This is a genomic window from Serratia proteamaculans, from assembly GCF_013337185.1.
In the GTDB taxonomy this organism is placed as follows: Bacteria; Pseudomonadota; Gammaproteobacteria; order Enterobacterales; family Enterobacteriaceae; genus Serratia; species Serratia proteamaculans_D.
Window position 1 is genome coordinate 406,805 of record NZ_SWDE01000002.1, and the last position, 14,145, is coordinate 420,949.

Consider the following 14,145-nt stretch of genomic DNA (forward strand, 5'->3'; position numbering starts at 1 on the left):
CCTTACTTACTGTCATTAATGTGACAAGGCGCAGCTTTTTATGCTTTGTTTCTTGTTTCGGAGACGTTATTGAGGCTGAAACCCGCAGTAACCGAGAAAACGCTGCAGTGCGTTGGAGATATGTTTTTGCCGGTGATGGATCAGATAAAGGGTACGCATCAACGGTGGCAACGGGATATTCAGCTCTACCAGAACGCCGCTGGCCAACTGTTCGCCAATCACCCGCCGCGACAGGCAACTGATCCCCATACCGTGGCGAACCGCATGTTTGATCGCTTCCGAATTGCCCAGCTCCATCACCAGCTGGAAGTGCGGCAAGTGCGCCAGCAGCAGATGATGTAGCACCTCGCGCGTACCCGAGCCGCCCTCACGCAGGATCCAGGGAGCCGTAGCCAGCATCTCCAGGGTCAGCGGTTGTCCGGCCAACGGGTTGTCCGGTGCGGAAAATACCACCAACTCATCTTCCAGCCACGGCTGGGTGATCAGTTCCGGCATATGGCAGGGGCCTTCAATCAGCCCCAGATCGACCCGGAAGTCCGCCACCGCGCCGATCACGTCCTGGCTGTTGCCGACGTTCAGTTCCAACGGTGAATTGGGAAAGTCATGCCGATAATGAGCGATCATCTCCGGCAGCATATAGTTACCGATGGTGCTGCTGGCGCCAATGCGCAAGGCACCGCCGTCATGGCGGAACAGCTGTTCAATCTCCCCCGCCTGCTCCAGCAGCGCCAGCGCCTTCGGGTACAGCAACCTGCCATGTTCATTAATGACCAGACGCTTGCCCACGCGATCGAACAACTGCACGCCCAATTGCCCTTCCAGATCGGCCAGCGCTGCGCTGACCGCCGATTGTGATAACGCCAGAACTACCGAAGCCTGGGTGGTCGAACCGCTTTTAAGCACTTCGGTAAACACTTCCAATTGACGTAAGGTGATATGCATAGCGTCTCGGTTTTAATCAAAGGTGACATCGAAAAAAGTCACTGAAATTAATGCAAAATCTGCGCTGCTGACCGGCAGCAACGCACAGGGTGAATAATATTAATGGTACCACGTTTGCAGAAATCAGCATGAAAGCCGCCCATGCTGATTAACCACTTATTCAGATAGGTTATAACCATATAATCAATTTCTCTTTTATGCTGCCAGAACGTAGTCTGTACTCAAGAATTTGATTAAAAAGGCTGACTTATGGCGACTAATACCACTCATAACTTTCCATCGCGGCAATTTCCCCTGTTCGGTTTACCTCACTTGGTACCAGGTCTGCTACTGACCGGTGTTATCACCGCGTTGGCGGTGTGGGTCGGTGATATTCCGTGGGTGGCCGGATTGGGGCTGGGAGCGCTGACGCTGGCGATTTTACTCGGTATTGTGGTCGGCAATACGCTGTATCCCTGGTTACAACCGAGCTCTCACAGCGGCGTTCAGTTCGCCAAACAGCGCCTGCTGCGGTTGGGTATCATCCTTTACGGCTTTCGTCTGACGTTTCAGCAGATTGCCGACGTCGGCTTCACCGGCATCATCATCAATGCATTGACGTTAACCACCACTTTCCTGCTCGCCTGCTGGTTGGGCAAAAAAGTGTTTGGCCTCGACACTCATACCACCATGCTGATCGGTGCCGGCAGCAGTATCTGCGGCGCGGCGGCGGTAATGGCTACCGAACCGGTACTGAAAGCCGATGCCAATAAAGTGGCGGTCGCCGTGAGTACCGTGGTGGTGTTCGGCACGCTGGCGATCTTTGCCTATCCGTGGCTGTACCATCTGAACGAACAATTCCAGTGGCTGCCGTTTAACCAGGAAAGCTTCGGTATCTTCACCGGTTCGACTATCCACGAAGTGGCACAGGTCGTCGCCGCCGGACATGCCATCGGGCCAGATGCTGAAAACGCTGCGGTGATCTCCAAAATGATCCGCGTAATGATGCTGGCGCCCTTCCTGGTCGTACTCTCCGGGTTTATCAGCCGCAGCCGTAGCACTGGCGACGGCGGTGAGAAAGCAGAAAAATCTGCCATCACCATTCCCTGGTTTGCCGTGTTGTTTATCGCCGTCGCCGGGCTGAACTCTTTCAACCTGATCCCGGCTACGCTGGTAAAACACCTGATTACAGCCGATACCTGGATGCTGGCGATGGCCATGGCGGCACTGGGGTTGACTACCCACATCAGCGCAGTGCGCCAGGCGGGGGTAAAACCTATTCTGCTGGCCACCCTGCTATTCATCTGGCTGATTGTCGGCGGTACTGCGATTAACCTGTTGGTGCAATACTTCCTCTGATTCGCCCCGCAGCTATCCCACGACCTAAGGCCCGCCATCGCGGGCCTTAGTTTTTTCAGCCATTCAATCCTTCCGCTATCAATGCCATAATGACGCCGATTACACAGGAGAATGAAAATGAAGTTTGTCGGTGCACATGTCAGCGCGTCAGGCGGCGTGGATCAAGCGGTTATCCGCGCGCACGAATTAGAGGCGACCGCATTCGCCCTGTTCACTAAAAATCAGCGTCAATGGAAGGCCGCCCCGCTGCCTGCCGATGTGATTGATAAATTCAAGAGTGCCTGCGCGCAGTACGGTTACGGCCCAGGTCAGATCCTGCCGCACGACAGCTACCTGATTAATCTCGGCCACCCGGTGACCGAGGCATTGGAAAAATCCCGCGAAGCCTTTCTTGATGAAATGCAACGTTGCGAACAGCTGGGGCTGACGCTGCTGAACTTCCACCCTGGCAGCCATCTGATGCAAATTGACGAAGACAAATGCCTGGCACGCATCGCTGAATCCATCAATCTGGTGCTGGATAAAACCAGCGGTGTGACGGCAGTGATCGAAAATACCGCCGGTCAGGGCAGTAATCTGGGATTTAAATTTGAACATTTGGCAGCGATCATCGACGGCGTGGAAGACAAAAGCCGCGTCGGCGTTTGCATCGACACCTGTCACGCCTTTGCCGCCGGTTACGATCTGCGTACCGAGGAAACCTGCGAACAGACCTTTAAGGAACTCGGTGAGGTAGTAGGCTTTAACTATTTGCGCGGTATGCACCTGAACGACGCCAAGAGCGAGTTCGGCAGCCGCGTCGATCGCCACCACAGCCTGGGTGAGGGGAACATCGGTAAAACGGTGTTCAGCTACATCATGAGCGACTCGCGCTTCGACAATATCCCGCTGATCCTGGAAACGGTGAACCCGGATATCTGGGCGGAAGAGATCGCCTGGCTGAAAGCCCAGCAGTAATTGCCAGTGACTTCCTACCCGGTGAGCCTCAGGCTGACTGGGTGGGAGTGACTCAATGGCCACCTGCTAACGAGGGAATTCAATTGAATAATTCAGCATGTGTGCCCAAGGCTACCAGCATGACAAGATTCTTTTCCTCGTAAATTTTGTAGATCAGCAGAAAATCACCTCCCAGGTGCATTTCTCTGTTATCAGACCATTCTCCCGTCAAAGCATGATCAAGGTATTGTGCTGGTATCACTTGCCGCGCGACCAAGAGAGCACTGACGGTTTGAATGATCGACATGTCGTGGCGTCCGGCTTTATCGTAGCGCGTCCAATCCTTGTAAAAACCAGATGTGTAGTCCAGTTTTCGAGGCTTAATCCCCGGTGGACGCACCGCCCTTGCTGCTTTTGCCTTGGTCTTGGCTTTCGATAGTGGTTTTTTTACCAACTTTCAAGCTCTCCATCATGGATTCAACACTGTTAAAGTGCTCCGGCTTCCCTGCCGCTAAAGCATCAGCTTCTTCAATGGCCGCACGAAGGCGTGCGTTAGGCGTATGGGCCTTGATTTCTATCGGCATCGCCTTGGTTGCAACGACTTCACTCAGAAAGATTCTGAAAGCAGCACTGACAGTAAGACCGCAATCTTTCAAAACAGCGGTAGCGGCATCTTTAAGGTCAGTGTCGATGCGTGCACGTACATAAGTTTCCATAATCCCCCCTCGGGCTTGTAGTCACATTGTAGTCACACGAAGCTATTATCACAATCTAAAGATGCAGAAATGAACAAGGGACCCAATGGGTCCCTTGAAATGGTTTTTTATTGCCGGCGTTAGCGTTAAGCCACGCTGGCCGCCGGGACGTCAGCACGTTTCAGCAGCGCATAAGACACGCCCGCCAATAGCGTACCGGCGATAATCGCCACCAGATACAGCAGTACCGGGGTGATAGCGCCAGGGATCAGCAGCACGAACAGCCCGCCGTGCGGCGCCATCAGTTTGGCACCAAACGCCATGGACAGCGCACCGGTCAGCGCGCCACCCGCGATGCAGCATGGCAGCACGCGCATCGGGTCACGGGCGGCAAACGGGATCGCCCCTTCGGAGATAAAGCACAGGCCCAACACCAGCGCCGCTTTCCCGCCTTCCTGTTGTGACTTGTCGAACTTGCGACGCGCCAGCAGCGTTGCCAACCCCATCGCCAGCGGTGGCACCATACCGGCAGCCATAATCGCCGCCATCGGTGCATACACCGAAGAACTCAGCAACGCCACGCCAAAGGCATAGGCCGCCTTGTTGACCGGGCCGCCCATATCGGTACACATCATGGCACCGAGTATCGCGCCCAACAGCACCGCATTCGCGGTACCCAGCGACTGCAGCCAGTGGGTCAAACCTTCCATGATTTTCGCCACCGGCGTACCGACGATGAAGATCATGATCAGACCAACGATCAGGCTGGCAACCAGCGGAATAATCAGGATCGGTTTCAGCGCTTCCATACTCTGCGGCAAACGCAGTTTGGTGCTGATAAATTTGGCGACATAACCGGCCAGGAAACCGGCAATGATACCGCCGAGGAAACCGGCTCCGGTGCTCACGGCCAGCATGCCGCCGATCAGCCCTGGCGTCAGACCAGGACGGTCAGCAATAGAGAACGCGATAAAACCAGCCAGTACCGGCACCATCAATGCAAAGGCTGAACCCCCACCGATCTGCATCAGCGCAGCCGCCAGCGTGCCTTTGACTTCAAACGCCTTGATACCGAATACGAATGACAGTGCAATACACAGGCCGCCCGCCACTACCATCGGCAGCATATAAGACACACCGGTCAACAGGTGACGATAAGGCCCGGCACTCTCTTTTTTCTTGCCGCCTGCGGCCGGAGCACCGCTTTTTTGCGGCTGGTAAATCTCGGCTTCGGCCTGCGCCTTGTCCAGTTCCTGCGCAGTTTTCTTCAGCGCCAATCCGGTAGAGGTGCGATACATCGGCTTGCCGGCAAATTTCTCCAGATCCACTTCGATGTCGGCCGCCACGATCACCAGATCCGCCGCCGCTACTTCTTCAGGCGTAATGGCATTACCGGCACCGACGGACCCGCGAGTTTCAACCTTTACCCACCAGCCGCGTTTTTTGGCTTCGCTCTCAATCGCCTCTGCCGCCATAAAGGTGTGCGCCACACCGGTTGGGCAAGCGGTGATCGCCACAATGCGTTTTTGACCGGCGGCTTTAACCGCCGCGACCGTTGCCGCCGCAGGTGCCTGCCAGGTTTGTGCCTCGGCGATAGCCTGCGTCAGGAAGGCTTCAGGTTCACGCACCGCGTGTTCCACATCGCCCACATAAACCCGCTTGCCGTTCAGCTGGGCGTCAGCAGGCGCAGATTGCCCCGCCACTACCACCAGTTCAGCCTCATCCGGGGACTCTACCAGCGTCAGGCCGGCTTTCGCCGCAGCAGCGCCGAGCATGCGTTTCGCCAGGTGACCACGCGCCTGCCCCAGCGAACTGTCTATCATCAGCAGTGTTTTCATTCTGCCTCCCGCTATTGATTAAAAGGTTTCAGGTCGACGCGCGCCATCATCGCGGCCAACTGTGGACGGTCGGTCACGCCAACGTTGCTCTGGCTGACGGCCAGCGCAGCTACGGCGGTAGCCAAACGCAAAGTATGTTCACTGGATTCGCGCATCAGCAGGCCATAAATCAGGCCGCCGACCATCGAGTCGCCGGCACCGACGGTACTGACCACTTCACAGGCCGGTGGCTTGGCTATCCAGGCGCCGGAAGCATTAACCCACAGCGCCCCTTCGGCACCGAGGGAAATCACCACGTGAGCAATACCCTGATCGCGTAGCGCATGGGCGGCCTCAACCACGTCAGCCAACTGGGGCAATGGACGACCGGCCCAGATTTCCAGCTCGCGACGGTTGGGTTTCACCAACCATGGCGCGGCTTTCAAGCCGGCAACCAGGGCTTCACGGCTGCTGTCGAAAATGATGCACGGACACTGAGCGCGCAGACGGACCATCCAGTCGGTAAAGGCATCGGGATCAACCCCGGCCGGCAGACTGCCGCTCACGGCCACCATATCGAACTGGCCGAGCCAGCTCAGGGAGTCGGTCACGAAACGTTCCCAATCCTGACCGCTCACCTCAAAGCCGGAGAAGTTGAAATCTGTCACTTCACCGTCTTTTTCCGTCAGCTTGACGTTAATGCGGGTGCGGCCCGGTACCACCTGGAAGCGGTTGGCAATGCCCAGATCGCTGAACAGCAGCTGGAAGCCATCCTGATTATCCTTGCCCAGGAAACCGCCCACCGTCACATCAATGCCCAAATCTTTCAGCACCTTGGCGACGTTAATGCCTTTTCCGGCGGCGTGCAGACCGGCGGTTTTGACCAGATTAACTTCACCGCGCTCGATCTCCGGGCAGAAGCCCACCAGATCGTAAGCCGGATTCAGGGTAATTGTTGCTACTCTTCTGCTCATGCTGCGCCCTCGCCCAGTCCTTCGTTAATGGCCTCACCGATCGCCTTCAGCGCCGTTTCAGCATCTTCACCCTTGGCGGTAAAGCGCAGGTGATGTCCTTTCTTCACGCCCAACGCCACGACCTTCATCAGGCTGCGTCCGTTGGCCGGTTTGCCACTGCCATCCAGATTGGTGACGGTAATTTCGCAGTCGAACTTCTTGATTACGTTGACCAGCGCCGTACCCGGGCGGGCATGCAGGCCGTGTTCGTTGCGAATGACGTACTCGGCACTCAGGGTGGTGTTTTCTTCTTCGACTTCACTGGTCAACAAGGCCAGCACGGTAACGGCATCGGCGTTCAGCAAGCGTTCAGCTTTATTTGCCAGCAGCAGGTCACTCAGGTAGTTCAGCACCGCCAGCGGTTGCTGATCAGCCACCGACAACGTCAGCAGCAGGGCGACTTTCTCGCCGTCTTCGTCAAACGCCTGTACTGGACGGCTCAGGGTGGCCGCACTGGTCAGATTGCCTTCGGTACTGTCGCTCAGCCAAATGCCCTGCCCCAGATTCAGTGGCTTGCGGGTAATGACATCGCTGACAAACTGGGCGTTGACCGCGCCGATTTTCTGCAAACGACCGGCATTCAGCGCCTGCAACGTCATCAGGCTGTCGGCGGCCACATCGAGCGCGATCAGAGAAGCGTCAAATTTGAACTCTGCCGTCAGCTTTTCGCCCATCAGCAGGCTGCGCAGCTCTTCTGCCGAGGTGGTTTTCGCCAACTGTTCGGCTACGCTGTCGTCGCTCAGCACGTGGGTCAGCTGGCGTAACAGCGCCAGGTGTTCGTCGGAACGGGCGGCGATACCGATAACCACAAAGGCGGTTTGGCCTTCGCCCCACTCAATGCCCTGCGGGAACTGAAATACCTGCACGCCGGTGTTCAGCACCAGATCGCGGGTGTCGGTGGTGCCATGCGGGATGGCAATGCCGTTACCCAGGTAAGTGGAAGTTTGCAGCTCGCGCTGCAACATGCCGTCCACGTAAGCGGCGCTGACGCAGCCAGCTTCGGTCAGTGCGGCGGCAACCTGTTGGATGGCTTCCTGCTTGCTGCCGGCAGCCGCGCCCAGGTGAATATCTTGCGGTGACAACTGGAACATGATTCTCCTCTCCTGCTGAATTGAATCGTTTCAGCTTCATTGGGAAAAAGGAGCGTTATCGGCACGGAATCATCGCGCCCATAACGCTGAAACGTTTCAAGGAGTGTGTGAGCTGTACCGGCTGAAAGCAAGTTTTCTCAAAATTGATGTGATAGATTTTTGACCTTACGCACACTTTTCCCGAAGGGTTATCCGTTGCGGCACTAAAATGACATACTGTGCTGAAACTTGGCTGACGGAGAACAGCATGACTGTAGTGGCGGGCGTAGGGGTAATCATCGTAAATGCACAAGGGGAAATATTGCTGGGTAAACGCTGCGGTCAGCACGCTCCTTTCTGGTCGATTCCCGGCGGGCATCTGGATGCCGGTGAAACCTTTGAACAGTGCGCTCAGCGTGAAATCGCCGAAGAAACCGGGCTGATGATCGCCCCACCGAGTTTTATCGGTATCAGCAATAATCTGCAAACCTGGCGTGCCGAGGGGAAGCATACGGTATCCATATGCTTGCTGACGCAACATCCCGGCGGTACCCCCGAACTCAAAGAGCCGGAAAAATGTGCAGAATGGCGTTGGTGCTCACCGAATCAGTTGCCGGAACCGCACTTCGAAGCCAGCCGTAACGCCATTCATCTCTGGCAAACCGGCCAGACCTACCAGCCGACGAAATAGCCCTTTTCGTTCAGTATTTTTCCTACCTGTCCGTGATCTAAGTCATGGGCTGATAAAGACACATAAAAAATGCGTTATATAATCCAGAATATAACGCTGTAAAATCCCTCAAATGAGCATTTTCCTGCTAAAAATAACCCTATAGTATTAGATGTCATTGCTAATGTTACCTATACTTCCTCAGGTATGTCGGCACTCGGCCGGCAATTTTTTTGGCAAGGTTTTCCTTGGTATTTCATAATTATAAGCGGGTTCAATATGACCAATAAATTCACTGGCTTGATCAAAAAGCACCGCTGGGGATGGCTGTGGCTTTTGCTGTTGGGGATTATCCTCGGGGCAGCATTATTAGCGGGTACCGCCACCGTATTCCACAAAACCAGCGACACCGCTTTCTGCGTGTCCTGTCATACCATGCAACAACCGCTGGCCGAGTATCAGGGCAGCGTCCATTTCCAGAATACCAAGGGGATCCGCGCTGAATGCGCCGACTGCCACGTCCCACACGAACCGCTTGATTACCTGTGGACCAAGATCCGCGCGGTAAAAGATATTTATGGCGAGATGGTGGGCACTATCGATACGCCAGAAAAATATGAGGCGCATAAGCTGGCGATGGCCCAGTCGGTATGGAAAACGCTGAAAGAAAGCGATTCAGCCACCTGCCGTTCATGCCACAGCTTTGACGCCATGGATATCACCGCTCAACGGCCTGAAGCGCGTATTCAGCATCCGGTGGCTATCAAACAGGGTGAAACCTGTATCGATTGCCATAAAGGGGTGGCGCACATTCTGCCGGACATGAGCGGTGCTGCCCAGGCCGGTGCCGCCGAACTGGCGAAGGCCGCAGCTGAAACCTCACCGACTGCCACCACGCTGTACACCATTGCCACCGAGCCTTTCTTCCTGAAACCGGACGACAGCCACAACGCCGGCAACCTGATGCCATCTACCGAGGTTCAGGTGGTGAAACAGGAAGGCGACAAGGTGCTGGCCAACGTCACCGGCTGGCAGCAGGACGGCGTCAGTGAAGTGTTCTACGCCGCACAGGGCAAGCGTATCCTCAGCGTGCTGCTGGGTGAAGACGCTCGCAAACTGCTGAAAACCGGCACCACCATGACCGATGCCGAAACCGGCCTGGTGTGGCATCAGGTTTCTCTGCAGGTCTGGCTGCCGCGTAAGCAACTGATCGACGATCAGCAAAAAATCTGGCGCTACACCGCGGATATGATGTCGGCCAACTGCACCGGCTGTCACGGCCTGACCGCCCTAGATCGCTTCAACGCCAACCAGTGGATCGGCGTAATTAAAGGCATGGCTCCACGCACCTCGCTGACGCAGGAACAACTGCGCGTTCTGACACAATACGTGCAGAAACACGCCAGTGACATGCAGCCAGCCGCACCAGCCAAGCTTTAAGGGAGAAGCGAAATGAGCAAATATCAACAACAAGCGTTAAAAATGAGCCGCCGCCGCTTCCTGACCGGCGCCACCGCACTGGCCGCTGCCCCATTGCTGGCGGGCCTGTGGCCCAAGTCAGCGTTGGCGCAGGCCATCAGCCAGGCACTGCCGCAATTTGTGGTGCTGCGTCAGGCGCAAAAAGGCATTCTGACCAGCGCACACTGGGGCGCTTTCGAAGCCATAGTGCAGGACGGCAAAATGGTCAGCGTGCAACCGGTTAAAGACGATCCTTACCCGAACGAACTGATCACCATGGCGCCCTATCAGGTGCATGCCGAAAACCGCATCAAATATCCGATGGTGCGTAAAAGCTGGCTGGAAGGCGGCCCCGGCAGCCGTACCGAATTGCGCGGCCGCGACGAATGGGTGCGCGTAAGCTGGGACAAGGCGATTGAACTGGTTTGCGGCGAGATCACCCGTCTGCAAAAAGATCACGGTCCGCAGTCAATCTATGCCGGTTCCTATGGCTGGAAGAGCGTCGGCATGCTGCACAACAGCCGCACGCTGCTGCAACGCCTGATGAACCTGACCGGTGGCTTCCTCGGTTATGCCGGTGACTATTCCACCGGTGCCGCACAGGTGATCATGTCACACGTAGTCGGCTCCATGGAGGTTTACGAACAGCAAACCGCCTGGCCGAACGTGATCGAAAACAGCCAACTGGTGGTGTTGTGGGGCTGTAACCCGATGATCACACTGAAAAACAGTTGGAACGTGCCGGACCACTACGGCCAAACCGGCTTTGAGGCGCTGAAGAAGAAAGGCACCCGCGTGATCAGCATCGACCCGGTGCATAACGACAGCGCAAAATTTATCGATGCGCAGTGGATCGCCCCACGCCCTTATACCGATGGCGCCATGTTGATCGGTATCGCCCACACGCTGTTAACCGAGAAGTTGCATAACCCGGACTTCCTGAAAACCTACACCGCCGGCTTCGACAAGTTCCAGGCTTATCTGCTGGGCGAAACCGATGGCACGCCGAAAACCGCCGAATGGGCCGCCGATGTTTGCGGCGTCGATGCCGACGTATTGCGCCAACTGGCACGCGACATGGCAAAAAATCGCACCATGATCATGGGCGGTTGGGGCATTCAACGTCAGCATCATGGCGAACAGCAGCACTGGCTGTTGGTCACCGTGGCGGCGATGCTCGGCCAAATTGGCCTGCCGGGCGGGGGCTTCGGCTTCAGCTATCACTACTCTTCCGGCGGCAGCCCGACGGCGAAAGGCGGCATCATTTCCGGTATTTCAGCCGGGAACGCACCGAAAAACTCACCGGCACCGATCCCGGTGGCACGCATCGCCGAATGCCTGACCAACCCGGGCAAGACCATTAATTTCAACGGTACACAGGTCACCTACCCCGAGGTGAAAATGGTGTATGTGGCCGGTGGCAACACCTTCCACCAGCATCAGGACACCAACAATCTGGTCAAGGCCTGGCAACGGCCGGACACCATCGTGGTGAACGAACCATACTGGACCGCCACCGCCAAACACGCCGATATCGTGCTGCCGGCCACCACCAGTTATGAACGTAACGATCTGGAAATGGGCGGCGACTACTCGCAACTGTATGTGTTCCCGATGCATCAGTGCGTGGAGCCGCAGCATGAGTCGCGCAGCGATTTCGATATCTTCGCGGCCATGGCGGCCAAGCTGGGTGTGCAGGATGCCTTTACCGAAGGCAAAGATGAGACTCAGTGGCTCAAAGGCATGTACGACGACATGAAAACCCAGGCGCGCGCCGCCCGAGTAGCCCTGCCGCCGTTCGACATGTTCTGGGCATCCAATAACTATGTGCGTTTCCCGGTGCCAGAAGCCAATACCCAATGGGTACGTTTCGCCGACTATCGCGAAAACCCGCTGCTCAATCCGTTGGGGACGCCATCCGGTAAAATTGAGATCTACTCCGACGCCATTGCCAAAATGAAGTATCAGGATTGCCCGGGCATCCCGACCTGGATGCCGCCGCATGAATGGTATCGTGGGCCGGAAGCAGTGAAGTATCCGCTGTCGCTGAACACCGCGCACCCGATCAACCGTCTGCACTCGCAGCTCGACAATACGCCGCTACGTAAAAAGTACGCGGTAGCAGACCGGGAAGCGATTGTGATCCATCCGCAGGACGCCAAGTCACGCGGCATCGCCAGCGGTGACCTGGTGCGCGCCTTTAACGATCGCGGCCAGATCCTGGTCGGTGCGGTGGTCAGTGAAGACGTGCGTCCTGGCGTGGTCCGGATCAGCGAAGGGGCCTGGTTCGATCCGGCCGATCCTTCACAGCCGGGCTCGCTGTGCAAAAACGGCAACGTCAACTGCCTGACCTTCGACGTCGGCTCCTCCAGTCTTGCGCAGGGTAACTGTGGGCAGATGGCTCAGTTGCAGATCGAGAAGTATCAGGGTGAAGTGCTGAAAAACACCGCGCACGACGTGCCGGCCGGCGCGTAACCTTTCATAGCGTAATATCTGGGGCGATGGTGACATCGCCCTTTTTTATGTCCTTATAACGGAAAAAACTTTTACTATTAAACGGGATGAAACCGGTTTCGGTTCATTTCTTTTTTTTACAAATAAATGGGCGTATTATGCGCCGGATCCCTCATTGACGGCTATTTGCTGACCTCTATGTCTACATCAACTGCGGCAACGCGACGCTCGCCCGACCTCACTTCACTGGCCTTTTTAGTGGTGGCGTTCCTCACCGGTATTGCCGGGGCGCTACAGACCCCGACGTTGAGCCTGTTCCTGGCGACGGAAGTGAAGGTGCGCCCTTCGATGGTTGGGCTGTTTTTCACCGGCAGCGCGGTAATTGGCATTTTGGTCAGCCAGTTTCTCGCCCGCCGCTCGGATCAAAAAGGTGACCGTAAGACGCTGATTTTCCTCTGCTGCATGCTGGGTGCGCTAGGCTGCGTGCTGTTCGCCTGGAACCGCAACTATTACCTGTTGCTGGCGGTCGGCGTGATGTTGACCAGTTTCGGCTCTACCGCTAACCCACAGATGTTTGCCCTGGCGCGCGAACACGCCGATCGCACCGGTCGCGAAGCCGTGATGTTCAGTTCGATCCTGCGGGCGCAGGTTTCCCTCGCCTGGGTGATTGGGCCACCGATCGCCTTTGCACTGGCCCTGGGCTTCGGTTTTAAAGTGATGTATCTGGCCGCCGCAGCGGCGTTCATCCTGTGTGGCGTGCTGGTATGGAAAATGCTGCCCTCGATGCGCAAAACGCCGGTAGCCACCAGCACCACGCTGGAGGCCCCGCGACAAAACCGTCGCGATACGCTGCTGCTGTTTATGGCCTGCACCTTTATGTGGACCGCCAACAGCATGTATCTGATCAATATGCCGCTGTATATGGTGCATGAGCTGCAGTTGCCGGAAAGGCTGGCTGGGGTGTTGATGGGCACGGCCGCCGGGCTGGAGATACCAACCATGCTGATTGCCGGCATGGTGGCCAAACGCTTCGGCAAACGCTTCTTAATGCGCTGTGCGGTAGCGGCGGGCCTGCTGTTTTATGTTGGCCTATTGTTTATTACCGGCACCTGGCAACTGATCACCCTGCAACTGCTTAACGCGGCGTTTATCGGCGTACTGGCGGGGATCGGCATGCTCTATTTTCAGGATTTGATGCCTGGGCAGGCTGGCGCCGCAACCACCCTGTTTACCAACACCACTCGCGTGGGCTGGATTTTCGCCGGTTCCATTGCCGGCGTGGTAGCGGAGGTCTGGAATTATCACGCGGTATTTTATTCCGCGCTGGCGATGGTTGTCGGCGCAGTGCTGTGCCTGTGGAAACTGAAAGACGCTTAAGGCGCGGTATCCGCTTCCAGCTTGGCCAAATAGATTAGCGCCTGGTCACGGTGATCGTGGCACATCTCGCGGCTGGCCTGCAGGCTGCCACAAACTTTGGGCCGCAGCGGCGAGTGAAACAGGCCGCAACGCAGTTGCTCGCTGAGATGTATGCAGCGGGTATTGGCGGGCTTGCCGTTGGGCATGCCGGGGATCGGGCTGGATATTGAAGGCGCAATACAACAGGCGCCACAGTCGGCACGGCAGTCCATCAGCGAGTCTCTCGGTGGGCTGGCAGAATTGAAGCGCGACAATATCAGTAGCGCTCATCCACCGCCAGCAGAATCCGGGTTTGCCGCTCAATCTTTACATCGCCCCGTTTTAACCGCAAATGGG

The 14,145-nt window shown here is 56.5% G+C and carries 13 protein-coding genes; 6 read left to right on the forward strand and 7 right to left on the reverse strand.

Going from position 1 to position 14,145, the window contains the following annotated elements; all coding sequences use genetic code 11:
• Nucleotides 1-66: 66 nt before the first annotated feature.
• Nucleotides 67-942: a DNA-binding transcriptional regulator YeiE gene (yieE, locus tag FCL49_RS12170; RefSeq protein ID WP_174353808.1), complete on the reverse strand. Its 876-nt coding sequence runs from the start codon at nt 940-942 to the stop codon at nt 67-69.
• Nucleotides 943-1,191: 249 nt separating this feature from the next.
• Between yieE and FCL49_RS12175 the strand changes: the two genes are divergently transcribed.
• Both FCL49_RS12175 and nfo read left to right on the forward strand, forming a co-directional pair.
• Nucleotides 1,192-2,280 (forward strand): YeiH family putative sulfate export transporter, encoded by a 1,089-nt coding sequence (locus tag FCL49_RS12175; RefSeq protein ID WP_174353809.1) that lies wholly within the window; start codon nt 1,192-1,194, stop codon nt 2,278-2,280.
• A gap of 117 nt (nt 2,281-2,397) precedes the next feature.
• Complete coding sequence (gene nfo, locus FCL49_RS12180; RefSeq protein ID WP_174353810.1) at nt 2,398-3,237, forward strand: deoxyribonuclease IV; 840 nt, start codon at nt 2,398-2,400, stop codon at nt 3,235-3,237.
• 79 nt (nt 3,238-3,316) lie between these two features.
• Here nfo and FCL49_RS12185 read toward each other — a convergent pair whose 3' ends face one another.
• The 5 genes from FCL49_RS12185 to fruB all read right to left on the reverse strand — a co-directional run bounded on the left by FCL49_RS12185 (nt 3,317) and on the right by fruB (nt 7,832).
• Nucleotides 3,317-3,670, reverse strand: coding sequence for a type II toxin-antitoxin system YafQ family toxin (locus tag FCL49_RS12185; RefSeq protein ID WP_254611071.1), 354 nt, complete (start codon nt 3,668-3,670; stop codon nt 3,317-3,319).
• Nucleotides 3,597-3,932 carry a type II toxin-antitoxin system RelB/DinJ family antitoxin gene (locus FCL49_RS12190; protein ID WP_174353811.1) on the reverse strand — a complete coding sequence of 112 codons (336 nt, stop codon included), beginning with the start codon at nt 3,930-3,932 and terminating at the stop codon, nt 3,597-3,599. The genes FCL49_RS12185 and FCL49_RS12190 overlap by 74 nt, the downstream gene beginning before the upstream one ends.
• Before the next feature lie 125 nt (nt 3,933-4,057).
• Nucleotides 4,058-5,749 carry a PTS fructose transporter subunit IIBC gene (gene fruA, locus FCL49_RS12195; protein ID WP_174353812.1) on the reverse strand — a complete coding sequence of 564 codons (1,692 nt, stop codon included), beginning with the start codon at nt 5,747-5,749 and terminating at the stop codon, nt 4,058-4,060.
• An 11-nt stretch (nt 5,750-5,760) separates the two neighbouring features.
• Entirely contained in the window at nt 5,761-6,702 is a 942-nt protein-coding gene (fruK, locus tag FCL49_RS12200; protein WP_135317278.1) for a 1-phosphofructokinase, read from the reverse strand.
• Nucleotides 6,699-7,832 carry a fused PTS fructose transporter subunit IIA/HPr protein gene (fruB, locus tag FCL49_RS12205; protein WP_174353813.1) on the reverse strand — a complete coding sequence of 378 codons (1,134 nt, stop codon included), beginning with the start codon at nt 7,830-7,832 and terminating at the stop codon, nt 6,699-6,701. The genes fruK and fruB overlap by 4 nt, the downstream gene beginning before the upstream one ends.
• 247 nt (nt 7,833-8,079) lie before the next feature.
• Between fruB and FCL49_RS12210 the strand changes: the two genes are divergently transcribed.
• From FCL49_RS12210 to setB, 4 genes are all read left to right on the forward strand, one after another.
• Nucleotides 8,080-8,502, forward strand: a complete 423-nt coding sequence (locus FCL49_RS12210) for a nucleotide triphosphate diphosphatase NUDT15 (protein WP_174353814.1) — start codon at nt 8,080-8,082, stop codon at nt 8,500-8,502.
• 258 nt (nt 8,503-8,760) lie between these two features.
• On the forward strand, nt 8,761-9,921 hold the full coding sequence (locus tag FCL49_RS12215; RefSeq protein WP_174353815.1) for a NapC/NirT family cytochrome c: 1,161 nt from the start codon (nt 8,761-8,763) through the stop codon (nt 9,919-9,921).
• A 12-nt stretch (nt 9,922-9,933) separates the two neighbouring features.
• The gene (gene torA / locus FCL49_RS12220) at nt 9,934-12,414 is read left to right on the forward strand and encodes a trimethylamine-N-oxide reductase TorA (protein ID WP_174353816.1); all 2,481 of its coding nucleotides are present in this window, start codon (nt 9,934-9,936) and stop codon (nt 12,412-12,414) included.
• Nucleotides 12,415-12,591: 177 nt separating this feature from the next.
• A complete protein-coding gene (gene setB, locus FCL49_RS12225) occupies nt 12,592-13,770 on the forward strand; it encodes a sugar efflux transporter SetB (protein ID WP_174353817.1) in 1,179 nt (392 codons plus the stop codon).
• Here setB and FCL49_RS12230 read toward each other — a convergent pair.
• Entirely contained in the window at nt 13,767-14,021 is a 255-nt protein-coding gene (locus FCL49_RS12230) for a YkgJ family cysteine cluster protein (protein WP_012145951.1), read from the reverse strand. The two genes, setB and FCL49_RS12230, sit on opposite strands and share 4 nt — an antisense overlap.
• Between the last annotated feature and the right edge of the window lie 124 nt (nt 14,022-14,145).